Source organism: Nonomuraea sediminis (genome assembly GCF_018531495.1).
Taxonomy (GTDB): Bacteria; Actinomycetota; Actinomycetes; order Streptosporangiales; family Streptosporangiaceae; genus Nonomuraea; species Nonomuraea sediminis.
On the sequence record NZ_JAHDTI010000015.1, the window covers coordinates 257,200 to 274,268 of the forward strand.

At 64.8% G+C, this 17,069-nt stretch carries 20 protein-coding genes; 15 read left to right on the plus strand and 5 right to left on the minus strand.

Features of this window, described 5'->3' with window-relative positions; all coding sequences use genetic code 11:
- Nucleotides 1-48: 48 nt before the first annotated feature.
- Nucleotides 49-2,796 carry a helix-turn-helix transcriptional regulator gene (locus KIK09_RS46815; protein ID WP_214326007.1) on the minus strand — a complete coding sequence of 916 codons (2,748 nt, stop codon included), beginning with the start codon at nucleotides 2,794-2,796 and terminating at the stop codon, nucleotides 49-51.
- A gap of 127 nt (nucleotides 2,797-2,923) precedes the next feature.
- Between KIK09_RS46815 and KIK09_RS46820 the strand changes: the two genes are divergently transcribed.
- Nucleotides 2,924-3,745 (plus strand): alpha/beta fold hydrolase, encoded by an 822-nt coding sequence (locus KIK09_RS46820; protein WP_214326008.1) that lies wholly within the window; start codon nucleotides 2,924-2,926, stop codon nucleotides 3,743-3,745.
- 492 nt (nucleotides 3,746-4,237) lie between these two features.
- On the opposite strand, the gene KIK09_RS46825 is transcribed toward KIK09_RS46820, so the two are convergent.
- On the minus strand, nucleotides 4,238-5,020 hold the full coding sequence (locus tag KIK09_RS46825; protein WP_214326009.1) for an NsdA family TPR-like regulatory protein: 783 nt from the start codon (nucleotides 5,018-5,020) through the stop codon (nucleotides 4,238-4,240).
- Here KIK09_RS46825 and KIK09_RS46830 point away from each other — a divergent pair.
- The 5 genes from KIK09_RS46830 (at nucleotide 4,996) to KIK09_RS60370 (ending at nucleotide 9,402) form a co-directional block, all read left to right on the plus strand.
- Nucleotides 4,996-6,117 (plus strand): replication initiator, encoded by a 1,122-nt coding sequence (locus KIK09_RS46830; RefSeq protein ID WP_308164719.1) that lies wholly within the window; start codon nucleotides 4,996-4,998, stop codon nucleotides 6,115-6,117. The genes KIK09_RS46825 and KIK09_RS46830 overlap by 25 nt on opposite strands.
- Nucleotides 6,114-6,314, plus strand: coding sequence for a helix-turn-helix domain-containing protein (locus tag KIK09_RS46835; protein WP_214326011.1), 201 nt, complete (start codon nucleotides 6,114-6,116; stop codon nucleotides 6,312-6,314). The genes KIK09_RS46830 and KIK09_RS46835 overlap by 4 nt, the downstream gene beginning before the upstream one ends.
- Complete coding sequence (locus tag KIK09_RS46840; RefSeq protein ID WP_214326012.1) at nucleotides 6,311-7,465, plus strand: site-specific integrase; 1,155 nt, start codon at nucleotides 6,311-6,313, stop codon at nucleotides 7,463-7,465. The genes KIK09_RS46835 and KIK09_RS46840 overlap by 4 nt, the downstream gene beginning before the upstream one ends.
- A gap of 274 nt (nucleotides 7,466-7,739) precedes the next feature.
- Complete coding sequence (locus KIK09_RS46845; RefSeq protein WP_214326013.1) at nucleotides 7,740-8,075, plus strand: hypothetical protein; 336 nt, start codon at nucleotides 7,740-7,742, stop codon at nucleotides 8,073-8,075.
- 493 nt (nucleotides 8,076-8,568) lie between these two features.
- Nucleotides 8,569-9,402, plus strand: a complete 834-nt coding sequence (locus KIK09_RS60370) for a pentapeptide repeat-containing protein (protein ID WP_214326014.1) — start codon at nucleotides 8,569-8,571, stop codon at nucleotides 9,400-9,402.
- A gap of 96 nt (nucleotides 9,403-9,498) precedes the next feature.
- On the opposite strand, the gene KIK09_RS46855 is transcribed toward KIK09_RS60370, so the two are convergent.
- Nucleotides 9,499-9,759, minus strand: coding sequence for a GntR family transcriptional regulator (locus KIK09_RS46855; RefSeq protein WP_308164720.1), 261 nt, complete (start codon nucleotides 9,757-9,759; stop codon nucleotides 9,499-9,501).
- A gap of 795 nt (nucleotides 9,760-10,554) precedes the next feature.
- Between KIK09_RS46855 and KIK09_RS46860 the strand changes: the two genes are divergently transcribed.
- Nucleotides 10,555-11,001 (plus strand): GntR family transcriptional regulator, encoded by a 447-nt coding sequence (locus tag KIK09_RS46860; RefSeq protein ID WP_275956538.1) that lies wholly within the window; start codon nucleotides 10,555-10,557, stop codon nucleotides 10,999-11,001.
- Here the strand turns inward: KIK09_RS46860 and KIK09_RS46865 are convergent.
- Nucleotides 10,998-11,567, minus strand: coding sequence for a cysteine hydrolase family protein (locus KIK09_RS46865; RefSeq protein ID WP_214326016.1), 570 nt, complete (start codon nucleotides 11,565-11,567; stop codon nucleotides 10,998-11,000). The genes KIK09_RS46860 and KIK09_RS46865 overlap by 4 nt on opposite strands.
- A gap of 5 nt (nucleotides 11,568-11,572) precedes the next feature.
- Entirely contained in the window at nucleotides 11,573-12,745 is a 1,173-nt protein-coding gene (locus tag KIK09_RS46870) for a hypothetical protein (RefSeq protein ID WP_214326017.1), read from the minus strand.
- 444 nt (nucleotides 12,746-13,189) lie between these two features.
- On the opposite strand from KIK09_RS46870, the gene KIK09_RS46875 reads away from it, so the two are divergent.
- The 8 genes from KIK09_RS46875 (at nucleotide 13,190) to KIK09_RS46910 (ending at nucleotide 17,065) form a co-directional block, all read left to right on the plus strand.
- Nucleotides 13,190-13,702 (plus strand): hypothetical protein, encoded by a 513-nt coding sequence (locus KIK09_RS46875; RefSeq protein ID WP_214326018.1) that lies wholly within the window; start codon nucleotides 13,190-13,192, stop codon nucleotides 13,700-13,702.
- Nucleotides 13,702-13,848 (plus strand): hypothetical protein, encoded by a 147-nt coding sequence (locus KIK09_RS46880; protein ID WP_214326019.1) that lies wholly within the window; start codon nucleotides 13,702-13,704, stop codon nucleotides 13,846-13,848. The genes KIK09_RS46875 and KIK09_RS46880 overlap by 1 nt, the downstream gene beginning before the upstream one ends.
- The gene (locus KIK09_RS46885; protein WP_214326020.1) at nucleotides 13,848-14,081 is read left to right on the plus strand and encodes a hypothetical protein; all 234 of its coding nucleotides are present in this window, start codon (nucleotides 13,848-13,850) and stop codon (nucleotides 14,079-14,081) included. Before KIK09_RS46880 ends, KIK09_RS46885 begins: the two co-directional genes overlap by 1 nt.
- A gap of 5 nt (nucleotides 14,082-14,086) precedes the next feature.
- Entirely contained in the window at nucleotides 14,087-14,275 is a 189-nt protein-coding gene (locus KIK09_RS46890; RefSeq protein WP_214326021.1) for a hypothetical protein, read from the plus strand.
- A gap of 17 nt (nucleotides 14,276-14,292) precedes the next feature.
- Entirely contained in the window at nucleotides 14,293-14,625 is a 333-nt protein-coding gene (locus KIK09_RS46895) for a hypothetical protein (protein WP_214326022.1), read from the plus strand.
- Entirely contained in the window at nucleotides 14,622-16,454 is a 1,833-nt protein-coding gene (locus tag KIK09_RS46900) for a putative type IV secretion/conjugal transfer ATPase (protein WP_214326023.1), read from the plus strand. The genes KIK09_RS46895 and KIK09_RS46900 overlap by 4 nt, the downstream gene beginning before the upstream one ends.
- Before the next feature lie 178 nt (nucleotides 16,455-16,632).
- On the plus strand, nucleotides 16,633-16,809 hold the full coding sequence (locus KIK09_RS46905; protein WP_214326024.1) for a helix-turn-helix domain-containing protein: 177 nt from the start codon (nucleotides 16,633-16,635) through the stop codon (nucleotides 16,807-16,809).
- Nucleotides 16,810-16,912: 103 nt separating this feature from the next.
- The gene (locus KIK09_RS46910) at nucleotides 16,913-17,065 is read left to right on the plus strand and encodes a CopG family ribbon-helix-helix protein (RefSeq protein WP_214326025.1); all 153 of its coding nucleotides are present in this window, start codon (nucleotides 16,913-16,915) and stop codon (nucleotides 17,063-17,065) included.
- Nucleotides 17,066-17,069: the final 4 nt, after the last annotated feature.

The window sequence follows — 17,069 nt, forward strand, 5'->3', positions numbered from 1 at the left end:
GTGTGGATCGAGCCTGGCGCCGGGGCGGGAGCGGGCGGACCACGTGATTCACGTAGTCCTTCGGCCGTCGAAGTCCTTGAGCCGGTCCGCGAGCTGGCGGCGTGAGGACAGGCCGAGCTTCTGGAACACCTTGCGCAGGTGGTAGTCGACGGTGTTGACGCTGATGAAGAGGTTGGCCGCGATCTCCGGATTGGTGCGTCCAGCCGCGGCGAGCCGGGCGATGACCAGTTCCTGGGAGGTCAGGTCGGGCGTCTCGGCGTCGCCGGAGCTGGCCGGCTTGACCCCCGTGGCCTCGAGTTCGGCGCGGGCACGAGGCAGGAACATGTGGGCGCCGCTGTGCTCGAAATGCCGGATCGCGGCCTGCAACTGCTCGCTCGCCTCCCGGCGACGCCGCATCCGCCGCAGCCACTCCCCGTACAGCAGATGGGTGCGAGCCAGGTCGATCTCCGCGCAGGTAGGGCCGAGCGCCTCGACCGCGGCCAGGAAATGCGCTTCGGCTGCCGCGCCCTGGCTGGTCAGCGCCTGGGCGCGGCGCGCTACACCCCGGCACCAGGCTGATCCGTTGACCGTGGCGAGCTCGGTGAGCAGCCCGCTGACCCGTTCAGCCTGAGGCGCGTGGCCGCTGCGAACCGCCGCTTCGGTGAAGTCGGCGTATTGGATGGCTGTGACATGCAGGTACGGGTCGTCGACCAGCGGCTTGAGCCGGTCATAGGCCTCACGGTAGTGACCCTCGGCCAGATCGCGGAGAGCGAGAGCCGCGATGGCGGAAGTGGTGACACCGCCGAACCCGACCGCACGCGCTCCGTCCGCGATGGCCATGACGACATGGCCCGGAGCACCGGTCCACGCCATCAACGCCGCGTTGATCACATTCTCGGTGTCATAGCCCATCGCCAGCCGTACGTCACGGACCTGCGCCATGGCCTCCTCAGCCCGCACGACCGTGCCGCCGGTCAGCTCGGCCAGTGAGATGATCCACATCAGAGAATCCAGAGCCTGCAGCGCGCCGGCCTCGCGGGCCGCAGCCGCGGCCCGATGGAGCGCGGCGCGGCGGCCCGCGTCGTCCCACAGGAAGGTGCCCAGCGACGCGATCGCCGAGGCCATGGACAACATCTCGTGGTCGGGTAGCTCCAAGATCGCCTCAAAGGCGGCCCTGGCGGGCGGGACAGCTTGTGCGTAGGGCTGCAGGATGAGCGCCCCGAGACCAGCCAGGATCGTCGCGCCCGACCCATCGGCCAGGCGTGCCGCGGTTTCCAGCCGCCGGCCCACGTCCTGCGGGGTGACACCCTGCATGAACCGGTCCGCTACCACGCAGGCATCGAATGCCAGGATGGCAGCACGCTGCTCACGCTGGGTGTCGATGCCGTGGAAGTCGTCGACAGCGCGAATGAGCTCGGCCGCCGCGCCCAGGAGCACGGCTGGGTCGGCCATGAACAGGCCCACCCCGCAGCGAACGACGATCACGCGTCCACGATGGACACGATCGACGCCGGTCGGGTCGATCCTGCCCAGCAATTCGTGGGCGACTTGTGCTGCGCCCACCGCGAGCGCAGCCTCCGCGGCGCCTGCCAGCCGCGAGGCCTTGTCATCGCCGGAAGGGGTCAGCTCCGCAGCCCGGGTCAGGATGCTTGCCCTGGAGGCCAGACCGCCTCGGCGGGCGGCGAGGTCGGCGGTGTGCTCCAGCCGGTCAGCCACCTCCGCGTCGGTTCCCAGCGTGGCCTTGGCCGAGTGCCAGGCCTCAAGCTCCACCATCCCGACGCGATCCGCCGCCGCGGCCAGAGCCCGGTGGGCGAGGCGGCGCTCGGCACCGGAGACGGCGTTGTAGATGGCCGATCGGACCAGCGGGTGCCGGAACCGGATCGTCTCGCGCAGCTCCACCAGCCCGGCGCTCTCGGCCCGGTCGACAACCTCCCCGGGGAGGTCCATCGTGGCGGCTGCGGCGGTGACGAGGTCGAGGTTGCCGGTGGTGTCGGCAGCGGCCAGCAGTACCCACTGCTGGACCTGGGGATCGCACTGTCGCGCCTGCCGTACATAGTGCTCTTCGAGGTGGCGGCCCACCGGGATGGGGTCATTGCCGAGGCCGAGGCCGCCGAGTTGCTGCGCCGACAGGTCCTCGGCCAGGTCGATGAGCGCCAGCGGATTCCCACCGGTGGCGCGGGCGATCGCCGCGGCGGAGGCCGGGTCGATCGGCGCGCTGAGTGAGCGGCGCAGCAAGGCGGTCGCGGACTCCTGGCTGAGCCCGGCGAGCGTCAGTTCCGGGATGCCGCCCATTCGGGCGGCGAAGCCGTTCTCGTTGCGGGCGGCGAACAGCAGCGCCACCGGCTCGACGGCCAAGCGCCGGGCAGCGAACGCCATGACGTCCAGGCTTTCCTGGTCGAGCAGGTGCGCATCATCCACGACGCAGACGACGGGGATCGTGGCGGCGGCCGCGGCGAGCAAGGCGAGCACGCTCATGGCCACCAGGAACCGGTCGGGCGGCGGGCCTTCGGCCAGGCCCGAGGCAACCTGGATCGCCTGCCGCTGACGTTCGGTCAAGGCGGAAAACTGATCGCCCAGCGGGAGGGTGAGCCGCTGGATCGCGGCGAACGGCAAGGTCATCTCCGATTCGACCCCGTCCAGGCGCAGCAGCGACAGACCGGCCGCCCCGGCTGCGTCCCCCAGCAGCGCCGTCTTGCCGATGCCCGGCTCCCCCGTGATCAGCAGCGATCCACCATGGCCGTTGCGCGCGCCGCGGAGCAGCATTTGTAACCGTTTACGTTCGTCGTCGCGACCCAGCAACGCCCCCACTCTGATCATGAGGTGAAGGTAAGCCACGCAGAAGCCGTGATTCCAGAGGCGAGGACTACGAACTTCGCGTGGTCCGGTGCCCAGGTGCGCCCGCTGACGATGTGGTGATCCAACCACTGCATCGCAGGAGGTCTTCATGACACCACTACCTTCCCATCGGCTGCTCAGGCTGATCGCCGCCTCGATGGCCGCGGTCGCCCTCGGCGCGTTGGCCCTTCTCGGCCCGGCCGTCTCGGCGCGGGCGTCCGCCAAGGCAGTCAGGCCGACCATCGTCCTGGTCCACGGCGCCTTCGCAGACTCCAGCGGCTGGAACCCCGTCGCCGGCCAGTTGCTGGCCTCCGGCTACAAAGTGGTCGCCTTCTCCAACCCGCTGCGCGGGCCCCAGGCAGACGGCGAGTACCTACGCCAGTTCCTGACCACCATCGACGGGCCGGTCGTGCTCGTCGGTCATTCCTACGGCGGGGCTGTCATCAGCAACGGCGCCACCGCCAACCCCAACGTCAAGGCCCTGGTGTACCTCGCGGCCTACGCCCCCGTCGAGGGCGAGAGCGTGGCCGCGGCCAACTCCCTGGGCGGCGGGCACACCGAGGTCACTGACCACCTCATCGTGCGGCCCTACCCAGGCGCCGCGCCCGGCGACGGGGACGCCTACATCGACCCCGCCTACTTCCACCAACTGTTCGCCCAGGACCTTCCGCGCAGCATCGCCGGCATCATGGCCGCCACCCAGCGTCCCGGGGCGCTGGCCGCACTCGTCGCACCGTCCGGCCTTCCGGCCTGGAAGACGGTGCCGAGCTGGTACCTCGTCGCCCGGCAGGACAGGATCATCCCGCCCCCGGCCGAGCGTGCCATGGCCAAGCGGGCCGGAGCCACGACCGTCGAGATCGACAGCTCGCACGTCGCGATGCTCAGCCATCCCGAGGTGGTGACAAAGCTGATCCTGCGGGCAGCCGGCTAGCCCCGTTGTCCGGCACCGAGCCTCAGCCGGTGCCGGACAACCTGCTCGCGGTCGATCTTCCTGCCCGCCGGGCGGCCCGCGCTGCCGTACCCCTCTATTCGTGGGCTGGTGCATCCCACGGCCCACGTCTCGTTGCTGTCCGACTCGGGTGTACCGCTGGAGAGCACCTCCCGCCTGGTTTGACACAGCAACACGACGGTCACCGAGACCGTGTACCGCAAGCAGCTCCGCCCGGTGCTCCTCGAAGGAGCGGAGGCAATGGACGAGATCTTCAAAGACGCATAGTCGCTCAGAAGCGGCCTTTGACCTGGGTGGAGATGAGGGGATTCGAACCCTGACTCCTTCGATGCGAAGCAACGCGAGCAGGGTCGTGATCTTGGCGGAGGCCAGCTTGACCAGGGAAACCTGTCCGCCCTCGGTCACCAGAGTCCATCGCCGTCCGCGGCGATTGTCACTCAGTTGGTCACCCAGAATCGGGGCCATTCTGCCTCGTCAGGCCGATGTACGGCGGGCAGTCGTGAGCGCCTGTTCCAGCGTATCCGCGAGAGGAGACCTGCGCTCTCCGAGGAGGACCTTCACGTTGACGAGCTCCTTGTGTGCGTGGCGGTTCAGCTCGACGGCATCGGCCACGACGGGGAGGGCGACCTGGAGCGCTGTCGCCGCATCTCCCGCCTCGGCATGGGCCTTGGCCAGACATGAGCCGTACCAGGCGCGATCACGCTTGTAGGACTTGGGCAGACTGTCCATTCCGGCTGTGAGCAGATCGACGGCCTTGGGCCAGTTGGACAGATAGAGCTCGGTCATGCCGCGTTGGAGGCGGAACCAGGTCTCGTCGTAGAAGTACATCCACACCGGTTCGTCATCGGCGTGGTCAGCGGCCTGGCGGATGAGTGCTTCGGCCTCGTCGAGCAGCGTGCGGGACGCCCGGGCTTCTCCTGCCAGAGCGTGGCCTCGGGCACCCATCTGGGTCGCCATGCCACGTACGCCGGGGGTCACCCGGCCATCGTGCCAGCGAGCCGCCTCGGCCAGCCGTACCGTCCTGCGGGCGTTGCCTGCGCTCCACGCCTGGTGGGCCTTCATGCTCAGCGTGGTGGTGGCCATGTTGACGTCGCCGATCTCCAGCGCCCAGTCGTGGGCACGGTCGTACCAGGCGAGCGCGGCCGCCTGGTCGTCGATGTCGAGTGACATCCAGGCGACGAACTGGGCGTACTGGGCGGCCAGATCCACGACGGTGTCGGCGATGGCGCCGCGTGCGTTCTGGGCCAGCTCGACCACGATGCCGAGTTGCTGGCGGACGACGCCCAGGAGGGGACGGGAGCCGATGGCGTCGCAAGCACGGCAAGGTATGTGATCACGGACGGCCGGTCGGCTGCCATCTACGACACGAGCCACAGGACAAACGGCTCGGCCAACCGATCTGCCCCGACTGCTACGACTACACGGGCGCGGTGCTGTGGCAAGCCCACGCGGGCGGCCTGTGGCACCGCTTCACCCTGGCCATCCGCCAAGAGCCGGCCAACCAGATCGGGATGAGCCGTCGCACCTTAGCCCGGCACGTCAAGGTGTCCTTCGCCAAGGTCGCCGAGTACCAGCGACGCGGTCTCATCCACTTCCACGCCATCATCCGCCTCGACGGCCCTGACGGACCGACCGAGCCCTCACCCGACTGGGCCGACCACCACCTGCTCGTCCGAGCCATCCCGCCTGCCGTTCAACAAGTGACCCTCACTACGCCCCCGAGCACGCTCGGCCGGTGGACCCTCACCTGGGGCAACCAGCTCGACATCCGCCCTATCCTGCTCGACCCCAGCGCCGACGGCCTCAGCGAACGAGCCGTCGCCTCCTATATCGCCAAGTACGCCACCAAGGGCGCCGAAGCCTCCGGCACCGTCGATCACCGCCTGTCCTGCGCAGCCTGCTCCGGACGCGGACGGCTGAGCCTGACGGTCACCTGCGCCCACTGCTACGGCACGGGGCTCAAACCCGGCCTTGACCTCAACGCCCTGCCCGTCACCGACCACGCCCGGCGCATGATCCGCACCTGCTGGCACCTCGGTGCCCGTCCCGAGTTCAAGGCGCTCCGGCTCCGGCCCTGGGCGCACATGCTCGGCTTCCGCGGCCACTTCTCCAGCAAGAGCCGCGCCTACTCGCTCAAGCTCACCGACCTGCGCAACGCGCGCGCCGCCCACCGCGCCGCCGAAGCCCGCGAACGCCACGGCCTGCCCGCGCTCGGCGACGACACCACGCTCGTCCTGGCTCACTGGCGCTTCGCGGGAATCGGTCACACGCCCGGCGAAGCGATCATGGCCGAGCACATCCGCCAACGCGTCCAGACCGCCCGCCACATCGCGGCAGAGCGGGAGGACGGATGACCCCACCCACACCGCTGCACGAACGGCGGCTCTACCGCGTCTGCGAAGCCATGCGCCTGCTCAGCCTGAGCCGCAGCGTGATCTACGAACTCATCCGATCGGGCCGCCTGCGCTCGGTCACCCAGGGCCGAACTCGGCTCATCCCCGCCTCGGCCATCGACGACTACATCGCCCTACTCGAACGGGAGGCATCATGACCGCACGACGCAGCAAAGGAGACGGCGGCCTGTACTGGAACGAGAAGCGGCAGCGCTGGATCGCCTCCGCCACGATCGGCTACACCCCTGCCGGAAAGCGCATCGTCAAGAAGGGCAGCGGTAGGACCAAGACCGAAGCCAAGAACAAGCTCAAGGAGATCATCCGAGATCACGACGACGGGCTTACCATCACGGGGAACAACTACACCGTGGCCGACGCCGTACGTGACTGGTTGGAATTCGGCCTCAGCGGGCGAGAGAAAGCCACGCTAGATACCAGGACCTTCCTGGCGAACAAGCACGTCATCCCCGCGCTGGGGGCGCGAAAGCTACGCGAGCTCTCGGCCGATGACGTGGATCGCTGGCTGGCGCAGAAGGCCAAGGAGCTCAGCACCCGCAGCCTCCGGGAAGTCCGCTCAGTGCTCAAGCGTGCGGTGGATCGGGCTCAGGCTCGCGACAAGGTGAAGCGGAACGTCGTCCTGCTCTGCGATATCCCAAAGGGCAGAGAAGGGCGACCGTCCAAGTCCTTGACGCTCGACCAGGCGGCGGCAGTGCCAACCGCCGCAGAGGATTCCACGCTCCACGCCTACGTGGTGCTTTCCCTGCTCATCGGCGCCCGTACTGAGGAGCTCCGGGCGCTGACGTGGTCCCATGTGGATCTCGTCGGCAGACCGGACGCAACGCCCCCGGTGCCACCGTCGATCATGGTGTGGCACTCGGTACGTGCCGGAGGTGACACGAAGACCAGGAAGTCACGCCGTACGCTCGCCCTACCCGAAAGGTGCGTTACCGCGCTGAAGGCTCACCATGCACGCCAAGAGGCGATGCGTGCCGATGCTGGAGACAGGTGGCAGGACCACGACCTGGTCTTCGCATCGACTGTGGGCACGCCTCTCGACGCCCATAACGTCCGGCGATCCTTCCGCGCGATCCTCAAGAAGGCCTGTCTAGACGAGAAGGCATGGACTCCTCGGGAGATGCGCCACAGCTTCGTCTCACTGCTCTCCGACTCCGGCATGCCGTTGGAGAACATCTCCCGCCTGGTCGGACATAGCAACACGACGGTCACCGAGACCGTGTATCGCAAGCAGCTCCGCCCGGTGCTCCTCGAAGGGGCCGAGGCAATGGATCAGATCTTCAAGGACGCATAGTCACTCAGTTAGTCACCCAGAAGATCAAAAAGGCCGCTTCTGATGATCAGAAGCGGCCTTTGACCTGGGTGGAGATGAGGGGATTCGAACCCCTGACCCCTTCGATGCGAAGGAACACCAGAGGGTCTGAAGATGTCGATCAGAGTCGATCGGGGGCTTCTCACCTTACAGAACACTCCGGGGAGGGCGCGGGCAGTCTGAGGGAGCCGCAAGGCGGTGGCTCCCAAAATTGGCTCCCGTGGCTCCCCTCTTCGCGAGTGGGAGAGGAGCCTCCATGACCTACGAGATCAACAAGCGCCGCCCTGGTGACAATGACGGGCGCTTCCCTGAGGAGACCCCCGTGCTCGTCAGATACCCCCTGCACGACGCCCAGACAAACGATCGCGACTCGTGGCCGTGGCTACCGGGCACCATCCTGGAGCAGTGCGGTCCTAACGAGTGGTGGATCGTTGTCGAGGCACCAGCCCTGGCCGAACCCGACCCCAGTATCCCAAACGGCGATGCTCCGGAGAATCTGCTCTACCCCGCATGCTTCCGCGACTCAACCGAGATCCGCGCCGTCAGCATGCACGTATGGGAGCGAATCCGCAGCAAGACCGAGCACGGCTGATCTCTGCTCACAGGCCACCGCCAGTCGTCGGCAGCCCTTCCTTTGCCTCGTTCGTACTGATGACCTGGAGTCCCGCCTACGCGGGGTGTTGGGAACCAGACCAATGAAGCACCTCGGCGGCTGGCGCAGCGTACAACCTCCCATCCACGATCATCGATTCCCCTCGTGATGTGAGGCCACCCGATACTGTGCTGACGTGAGCGCCCCTGCTTCGCCCGAGTCGCAGAACCCATCTACTGCACCCTCCAAACCGCTACCGGCTACGCCGACCAGCACCAAGTCGGCCAGTTCTCGCCGGGGCACGAGGACATTTCGCAAGCTTGAGCAGACCACGCGCACACCTAAACCCGGCTCCCAGTCACGACGATCTTTACGCATCCGCACACCGCGCGTGACTCGCCCAACACAGGCCGAATTGGATACATTGCCAGTTGAGAAGCGCCAGGAACTGTATGACGCATATCGACAGCGTCCATGGCAAAATCTCACTTCAGTGGGCGTTCTCTTTGGCCTGTTATTTACAGCTGGCGGCCTCTACTACACAGCAAAAACCTGGGAATCTGGACAGGAAACGCTCAAGGCCACTCAGCAACAATCGATCACCGACCGGTACACCAAGGCAGTGGAACAAATTGGTTCGGATAAATCGGTTGAGGTTCGTATCGGTGGCATATATGCACTTGAGCGCATCGCGGCAGACTCGTCAGCCGACGCTGAGACCATCGAGAATGTGGTAGTCGCGTTTATCTTGGAGCATGATGGACGTACGTCAAGTATATCCATTTCACACAGAAGCTTACTATTGCCCGAGCGGCCAAAAAAGCGGCCGCTTTGGCGGCCTGGCGCCGACGTGCTTGCCGCACTACGAGTACTTGGCACGATTGCGAAGTCGCGCCATTCTCAACCTGATCTATCCAGCGCAACATTTGCATATGCAGACTGGAGCGGCGCCAATCTGACAGGGGCATACCTCTCACAGGTAGATCTAGGTGGCGCTAAACTCGCTGACGCGGTATTGGCTGGATCAAACCTATCTCGCGCGTGGCTGGATGCCGCAAATCTAGCTTCGGCAAACCTATCTAAAACTAATTTGACTCAAGCTAGCATGGTTGAGGCGGAACTGAGTGGGGCGAACCTCCAAGGCGCGAACCTATCTGAGGCCAATCTCCTGAAAGCGAACATGCTTCACGCAAACGTGATTGATACGAATATTGCGGAAGCATTCTTGCCGAACGGAGACATATCCAATGGCGATCTCTCCGGAATATCCAACGAAGTGGAGCCGACAGAGCAGGGCATGCCGCCACAGACAGGAATTACGCACTAGTGTACGCGCACAGCCGGAATGTTCCAGGGCCAGCGTGCACAGGGTCTTGCGGGCAGTGCAGCGGGGCATCGGGCCTTGCTCCTCGCACTTCAGCGCTCAATCCTCAGTGTTCACTGGACGTTCGACTACGAAGCTGCCCATCCCCGGCTCTGTTCGGATGAGTCCATCGCGCCGCAACGCGCGATGGACCTTTTGGCCGGTTGCTGTGGCGATGCCGTAGATCTCCTGGAGCCGCAGGACGGACGGCACCTGATCGCCAGGGGCGAGCTCGCCGCTTTCGATCTTGGCCTTCAGGTCCTCATAGACCTGAACCCATCGGGGGATTCCGGGCTTCCACGCCAGCTCTTGATCGGCCACATGGACACGCTAAGTACGGGATACCGTGGCAAGCGAGATACGCCATGCCTAGTGAGCTATAGCATGGTGTACTACAGTGGCAGTCATGGAGACCCGGAGGACGAGTGCTGAGCGCCCGTTCCTGCGGAGCAGCCATCGCCAGGTTCGCCGCCACCACGCAGGGGTGTTGCGATGACGCGCTTCTGGGAGCCCTACCAGAGCTGGGGTAACCGCCTAAGAGTCACCGAGACCTCATGCTGCGGAAAATACGAGTGGGCTTGCCAGGGCGGGCTGTTCCTCATACTCCGGCACAGCGTAATCGGGGGTTATGAAGAGGCCGGCAGAGGGCGCTATCGCGAAGCACGAGCGCTCTGGGATGAGCTCATTCACGAACACGACCAAAAGCATCACCGCCGCGCGATGGCAACGCTAGCTAGCAAGAAATTGAAGCGCAATGTCGCCTGATCACCTCTCCGAAAGGTAATCGCGACGTGCCGAATCAGACTGAAGAACAATACATACATCTGATGCGCCTTGCGTGGGAACTGAGGACAGGAGGCCTCGGGGTTTCGGTTCGACTGCCTCAAGGGATGGAACCCTTTGTTGAAATCCCGAGGGCTGTAGGCCCTTTGCGTGTGAGGGTGTCAATGCGTGTTCAACGCTGGGTCTTTACATGGGGGCGGGGGCGAAATCAGTGGATTGACGCACTCGACGAGAATGCGGCAAACCAGATCCTGAAGAGCGTGAGATGACACCCACGCGCGCATGCAGGACCACTCCTAATGCAGAGAGCCCAAGCCGGTGAGCAGAGAAGCCATGTTTCGTCGAATCGCTGACTTGCTACGGACCCGGATAAGGGCGAGCGAGTATCGGGCAGGTAGCATGTTCCCCGCCGAATCGGAGCTGTGTCGAGAGTTTGGCGTCGCACGCACGACCATCCGACGCGCTCTCGTGCTCCTGGAAGGCGAGGGTCTGATACTCGCGATCCCGGCAAAGGGACGCGTGGTCAATGGGGGCCGTGCGGCTCTACCCTACCGATATCAAAGGATCGCCGCTGATCTCCGTGATCGGATTCGACAGCGCGAGTTTCCAGAAGGGGCAACGCTGCCAAGCGAGGCGCAACTATGCCGTCGTTACGCTGTTTCGCGCAACACCGTTCGGCAGGCTCTAGCCATCCTTGAAAAGGATGGCTGGATCACGGTCAAGCAAGGAAGCGGGCGGCTCGTACGTCTTTTTGAAGGCGAGTTCGAGCAGGGTCTTTAGTCGGCAAGTTCTGGCTGTGCAGACGTTAGGGAAGTCCACGGGATGTCGGAGGTTGTAATTATCTGATCAAGACCGATGAACCGTGAAGCTACGAGAATGCCCGCATCATGCGCAGCCTGGCCTGCGTGACTGGCCGAAGCGTCCTTGATAAGCCGTGGGGTGAGATCGCGCTCGAACGCATCCACAACGGTTTTGAGTACACAGCTTTCCGTGTCGAGCCCACAGACGTAGAGATCGGTCCAGCCATGCTCTCGCGTGAGAGTCTCCCCTTCCTTGTTGAAAAAGCTGTAGATGGTCTTGTCTATGATGGCTGTAGCTTTGCCCGCGAGCGGAATGAGTTCGGGCACTATATCAATCTCCGGAGACTCCTTGAGCTTTGACCAGCGGATCAGCCTCTCATAGGGGCTGCCTGCGTAGTTGAGGTAACGCGTGAACACGACCGCGCCCCCCGCAGTCTGCCAGCGATCCACGAGAGTGGCTATGACGGGTATCACTGGGCTCGAATGCTCGCTGATAAAGCCGTTCTGTGTATCAATAACGATCAGCACCGCGGAGTCGTTGAACATCGTGCTCACCTTTCGCTTGTTTCGCGGAGAATTTCGATTGCTTCGGATAGGTGATCAAGGGCGCCACTGGTGTCTAGGATCGCCATGCGCATGCACTTGTGGTATTCGGTCTCTTGTGGTCGGGCGTTGATTAAGCGCGAGCGAACTCCGCGAAGGAAGCGCCAGCCGTACTGGCTGGGAACCTGTGGATCGATTCCTTGTTCAACTTGCGTATTGATGGACTCGCAGTAAGCCCACATTGCTTGAGTGGCGAGCTCCATATTGACTATCTCGTCTTCCGCGAGCGCCCTACGCGGCGCGGCGGGATAGTAAACAACGCCCGACCACGAGGCATAGCCGAGCGAGATGCCCTTGAAGCCAAAGGACGTCATGTCCAGATGCTCAAAGCCATCGGCGAGCAGCGATCGTTCAACAAGTTCGGCTTGAGCGAGCGACGAGTCAGAGATCTCTGAGTCTCGCTCGAGCAGAATCTTGGGTATACACATGATCCGCAATGCGGTATCCAATTCATGGACTTGCCATGATGGCGCGTGAACCCAGTAGGCACTCAGCACGTACGAGGCGTTTACCGGTGCAGAAATTGAGGACGAGAGATAGCTCGACGCCCATTCCAGGTCTCGGGCGTAGGTCCGTCGGCGCCATGTCGCCAGATTTGCAAGGCTGGGGAGTTCGAGTTCCTCTATGAGATGGAGCATGGCCACACCGAACGGCCACGCATAGAGAGCACACTTGCCGTGCGGGTTGGATATCTCCGCCCTGTGGCATTCAAGTCCAAACTTGGCCTCTGATGAGCCCATGGCTTCAGCGCGTATTAACTCCGGTATGCGCTTCGCTTCGATGTATGCCGGAATGAATTTATGCGAGCGAACGCCTGACAGTCGGCCCGGCGACGGAGTTGTCGGAGTGATATCTCCGAAGAGTTCTTGCGCAGTGGCCTCATAGATTGCGCAATACAGCTCGATATACAAAGGGTCGCGGCAGACTGCGCGACCTGTCTCGTGGCGGTATATAGCCTTTTCGATTGCGTCGAGCTCGGGAAGGCCACGCGTTCGGCCCAGCCGATGTAGTTCCTTCGCGGCGCGTTTCCGGCTCCAGCTGAGTGCCTCACGCTTGGCGATCAGGACCTTGTTCGGCTCTAGGTGCTTGTGCTGGTCCCTGGGGGGCGGGACTTCGGACATGGACCGTGTCCCCTCATGTCTACTCCTGTCATCTGCCGACTCGTCGCCGGCGCCGCGAATCTGTTTGGCATGAGACAGAAACAACGCACCAGTCACAGCCACCAGGCCCGCGCACCAAGCGATTTCGTGCCGTGCTCAAGACAGGGGCTATGGCGGCTTGTTCGTCATCTGACCTGCCAACAAAGAGCGAGTGAACAGGGACTTGCCGATCTTAAACCGGAGGCACTCAACCTGTCTCGTCCTGTAGCGATTCCACCTCGTCAGATGGGGCGTTCGTCGTCATCCCGGGTCACCACCCGATGGTGCAAGCCCTCTTCACGCTCGTCCTGCTGGTGGCCCGAGCGGTCTATCGCCGCCAATAGCCACCGACAGCGCACCGCACAACCAGCCGTTTTCTCCCAAACAGCTATAAACCAGCCGAAACACGAAAAGGAGTGATCAATCATGCGCACTTCAGAACAGAACCGACGCTCAGATCTGATTGCCGGAATTCGCGTTCTCGCCGACTTCCTGGAGCTTCATCCGACCCTGCCCGTTCCGTACTCAGTGGATGTCATGGCCTTCCCTGAACCGGACGGGAGCTATGCAGCGCAGCGCGCAGAGATCGACCGTGCTGCGGAGGCCCTGCAAGCAGAGCTCCGCGACCACGATGGGCACTACACGGCGCGGGTCGATTTCGGTCCCGTGAGCTATCGCCTCATAGCGATCTCCAACGAGGCGAGCGCACGGTACGACGCGCTCATGTCCTACCGCGGCTCCATCGTTCCCGAGGCTCCAACGGACGCTGGCACGGAGGGGAGCAAGTCGTTGGACATCCCCTCGGCCGACGCTTACGGCGATCAGTGCGCCTGTGGGGCTCTGGCTGACAAGGGCGTGCGCCAGTGCCGCAAGTGCCGTAGCCGTGGTCGCTGGAACCGGCGTAAGGCTCCCTTCTACGCGGAGGGAGAGCAGAGGTGATGATTCCCGCCATCCCCGTCGTCCTGGGGCTCATTGCCCTGGTCACCACCGCCGTTCTGTTCGTCCGCGTCGTGGTCGCTATCCGCGTCAGTGATCGTGCCGTTGTCACTCGCCACCTTCAGGCCCTTCACGCCCGGGAGCATTGATGTTCCTCGTCGTGGTCATCGGGAGCGCCGTGCTTGGCCTGGTCGTGCTGGTGTGCCTGGCCGTAACGGCGGTCGCCATGAAGTGCGAGGGCAAGGGGAAGCGCCTGCTCAACATCCCCGGCATGGCGCGCGCACGGTATGCCCGCTGGGTCATGGGCCTGTTCGTCCGCGACGAGGACGAGTGCTCCTCATGCCCCCATCCGTACATGCATGCCTCCAGCGAAAGAAGCTGATCCCCATGTCCGTATCCATTCCGCTCGTCGTCCTTCTCGGCGCCGTGGTGTTCATCGCCTGGCGCTACCTCGGCCTGAAGCTCTGGCACGCGCTGATCGCGCTGCTGTTCGGCTTCCTACTGGCCGCCACCACCCTTGCCCCCGACATCCGCCGCGTGATCCAAGCCGCCATCGGCTGGATCGCCGGCCACTGAGAGGAGCGTGATGCCTAATGACCCATACTCACCCCTATCCCTACTCTGACCTGCAAGGAGCCGCCACCCGCAACACCACCGCCATCCACCTGCTGACGGCATTCGCCAAGTCCGCCCCCGCCCTGGACGACATGTGGCGGTACCTGTTCGCCGCCCTGGCCGACACCCCCGCCCTGATCAACGAGACAGACCGGCTCCGCACCGCTCTGGCTGCCGCCCGCCACCAGCGGGCCAACCTGATCGCCGCCATCCGCGCCACCCTCGCCGCACATCACGACGGCGAACACGACCCCCTGTACTACGTGCGCGACGAGCTCAATGCCCAGACGCGGGCGGGTGGTGGCCGATGAACCCACGCCACCGCGCCTCGCGATACCAGATGCGGCGCAACGCCCGCCGCATGCGCCGTTACGGCGTCCAGCCCATCGCCTCCATCACCGATGACCTCGAATTCGCGCCCGCGCTCATCGCCTCCATCTCCCGCTTCCTGTGGCGCTACCGCTCCGAACTCGCCCCCATCACCGCTGTCCTGCTTGACGGGGCGGCGGGGGCGATCCTGCACACCTGGTATCCGACTTGGTGGCCCGCCGTACCGCTCCTTACCGCCCTGGTGGCGCTGCTGCTAGCGGTGTGGGGGCGGTGGGTTAACCTCACCCGCCCGATCGAACGCGCCTACGCAGCAATCACCACGCTGTTCGCGGGCGGCGGGCTGACCGCCGCCGCCCGCCTCGGTCCATTCACGCCCCCGCTGCCCGCCGTGTTGCTCGTCGGCGGGGTGCTGCTGGCCGTTCCGTGGTGGGCGCACCGCCGCCGGCGGGCCCGTGTCCGGGTCGAACGCACCCTCGCCGCCTGGCCGGACATTGCCGAAGCTGTCGGGCTCGCGGGATCGCGCGTCCAGTCGGCGATGGTGGACCTGTGGGGGTACCGCTTCCGGCTTGGGCTGGGGCTCGGCCAGACCGTTGAGGACGCGGTCAACGCCGTCCCCCGCCTGGAATCCGCGCTCGGCAGCACACGCGGCGGGGTGCGGGTGCAACCGGTGGCCAGCAAGAAGGCCAACCGCGCCGACGTGCGAGTGATCGAAACCGACCCGCACGCCGATGCCATTGCCTGGCACGGCCCGTCCATCACCTCGATCACCCAACCCGTCAAGCTCGGGGTGTTCGAGGACGGCACGCCCGTACGTGTCCCGCTGTTGCGACGGCATGGGCTGTTCGCGGGCATCTCGGGAGCAGGCAAGTCCGGAGGCGTGAACGTCTTGCTCGGGGACCTGACCGCATGCCAGGACGTGATCTTGTGGGCGATCGACCTCAAGCGCGGCATGGAACTGCTGCCCTGGGCATCGTGCATCGATCGCCTGGCCACCACGCCGCAAGAAGCAGAGGCGCTGTTGGCGGACGCGGTGGTCATCCTCGACGGCCGCGCCGACGACCTCACCCAACGCGGTCAACGCGTCTGGGAACCCACCCCGGACCGACCAGCGCTGATCATCATCATCGACGAGTACGCCGAACTGGCCAGCGAGGCACCACGCGCGATCGACTACGCCGACTCCATCGCACGGCGGGGACGCGCCCCAGCCGTCAACCTGATCGCGGCCACCCAACGCCCCACCAAGGACGCGATGGGCAAGAGCGCCGTCCGCGCCCAGATGGACGTCCGCATCTGCTTCCGCGTCCGCGAACCCCGCGACGGTGACCTGATCCTCGGACAGGGCATGGTCAAAGCCGGATGGCACCCCCACAAGCTCGACGCACCCGGCAAGTTCCTCATCAGCTCCCCAGAACACGACATCCCCCGCCGCGCCCGCACCTACCTCCTCGACGACGCAGGCGTACAGGCCACCGCCGAACGGCATGCCCAAGCTCGCCCGCATCTCGACGAGGTGTCGGCTCAGGCGCTGGAACGCGCGGCTGAGATGCCCGCTCGGCGAGAGCAGCCCGTCACCGGGCCGTCTCCCCGGCACGCCCGCGACAACGCCGTACGCGAGGCGGAAGAGACTCTCACCCTCACCCTGGAACAAGCAGGGGACGAGGGAGTAGGCATCGGCGATCTCATGCGCGCCACAGGCATGCGCCGCACCTGGGTCTACCAACGCCTCCAGGACATGGTCCGAACGCGGCAAGCCGAACAGATCGCCCGGGGACGCTGGCGCGCACTCCCCGAGATGAACAATCCGTAATCGTCCGCGTCCGCCGTCCGCGTCCGCCGTCCGCGTCCGTCCGCGCGTCTGCGCGTATATAGCGCGAGAGACACGCGGACGGACGAACGGACGGACGATCACTCGCCGTAACCATCACCAGCGCGTGGAACCCGCGCAGAAGGGAGCCGCACACCGACAACCGAAGGGAGGGATGTGCATGCAGGCATACACCGTCGAACAGGTAGCGGAGATCCTGAGTATCGGGCGTGACAAGGTCTATGGCCTTCTCCGCACGGGGCAGCTCAAGAGCATCAAGATCGGCAAGCTCCGCCGGATCACTGACCAGCACCTTGCCGACTTCGTTTCTTCGCTGGAATCGCTAGACGAGGCGTAGAGCGGCGTGCTACAACGTTCTACATGGGCCGGAACGTACGGCACCGCCGTACCAGCCCGGCAAGCGCCTCTTGATAACTGCATGACACGAAAGGAAGCCGTCAATGACGAGCGACCGAACGACCCTGCCACCCGTGCGGGTGGATGCGGAGCTGAAAGACCGCCTCCGTAGGTACGCCGAGTCGCAGGAGCGAGATGTGTCGTGGGTGATCAGGAAGGCGATCGAGGAGTACCTCAACCGTCACGAGAAGGGGTGATCCC

Bases quoted from the DNA above. Each gene is read 5' to 3' on its own strand.
- KIK09_RS46815 (WP_214326007.1), bottom strand. From the start codon at position 2,796: ATGATCAGAGTGGGGGCGTTGCTGGGTCGCGACGACGAACGTAAACGG.
- KIK09_RS46820 (WP_214326008.1), top strand. From the start codon at position 2,924: ATGACACCACTACCTTCCCATCGGCTGCTCAGGCTGATCGCCGCCTCG.
- KIK09_RS46835 (WP_214326011.1), top strand. From the start codon at position 6,114: ATGACCCCACCCACACCGCTGCACGAACGGCGGCTCTACCGCGTCTGC.
- KIK09_RS46840 (WP_214326012.1), top strand. From the start codon at position 6,311: ATGACCGCACGACGCAGCAAAGGAGACGGCGGCCTGTACTGGAACGAG.
- KIK09_RS46845 (WP_214326013.1), top strand. From the start codon at position 7,740: ATGACCTACGAGATCAACAAGCGCCGCCCTGGTGACAATGACGGGCGC.
- KIK09_RS46860 (WP_275956538.1), top strand. From the start codon at position 10,555: ATGTTTCGTCGAATCGCTGACTTGCTACGGACCCGGATAAGGGCGAGC.
- KIK09_RS46865 (WP_214326016.1), bottom strand. From the start codon at position 11,567: ATGTTCAACGACTCCGCGGTGCTGATCGTTATTGATACACAGAACGGC.
- KIK09_RS46870 (WP_214326017.1), bottom strand. From the start codon at position 12,745: ATGTCCGAAGTCCCGCCCCCCAGGGACCAGCACAAGCACCTAGAGCCG.
- KIK09_RS46875 (WP_214326018.1), top strand. From the start codon at position 13,190: ATGCGCACTTCAGAACAGAACCGACGCTCAGATCTGATTGCCGGAATT.
- KIK09_RS46880 (WP_214326019.1), top strand. From the start codon at position 13,702: ATGATTCCCGCCATCCCCGTCGTCCTGGGGCTCATTGCCCTGGTCACC.
- KIK09_RS46885 (WP_214326020.1), top strand. From the start codon at position 13,848: ATGTTCCTCGTCGTGGTCATCGGGAGCGCCGTGCTTGGCCTGGTCGTG.
- KIK09_RS46890 (WP_214326021.1), top strand. From the start codon at position 14,087: ATGTCCGTATCCATTCCGCTCGTCGTCCTTCTCGGCGCCGTGGTGTTC.
- KIK09_RS46895 (WP_214326022.1), top strand. From the start codon at position 14,293: ATGACCCATACTCACCCCTATCCCTACTCTGACCTGCAAGGAGCCGCC.
- KIK09_RS46900 (WP_214326023.1), top strand. From the start codon at position 14,622: ATGAACCCACGCCACCGCGCCTCGCGATACCAGATGCGGCGCAACGCC.
- KIK09_RS46905 (WP_214326024.1), top strand. From the start codon at position 16,633: ATGCAGGCATACACCGTCGAACAGGTAGCGGAGATCCTGAGTATCGGG.
- KIK09_RS46910 (WP_214326025.1), top strand. From the start codon at position 16,913: ATGACGAGCGACCGAACGACCCTGCCACCCGTGCGGGTGGATGCGGAG.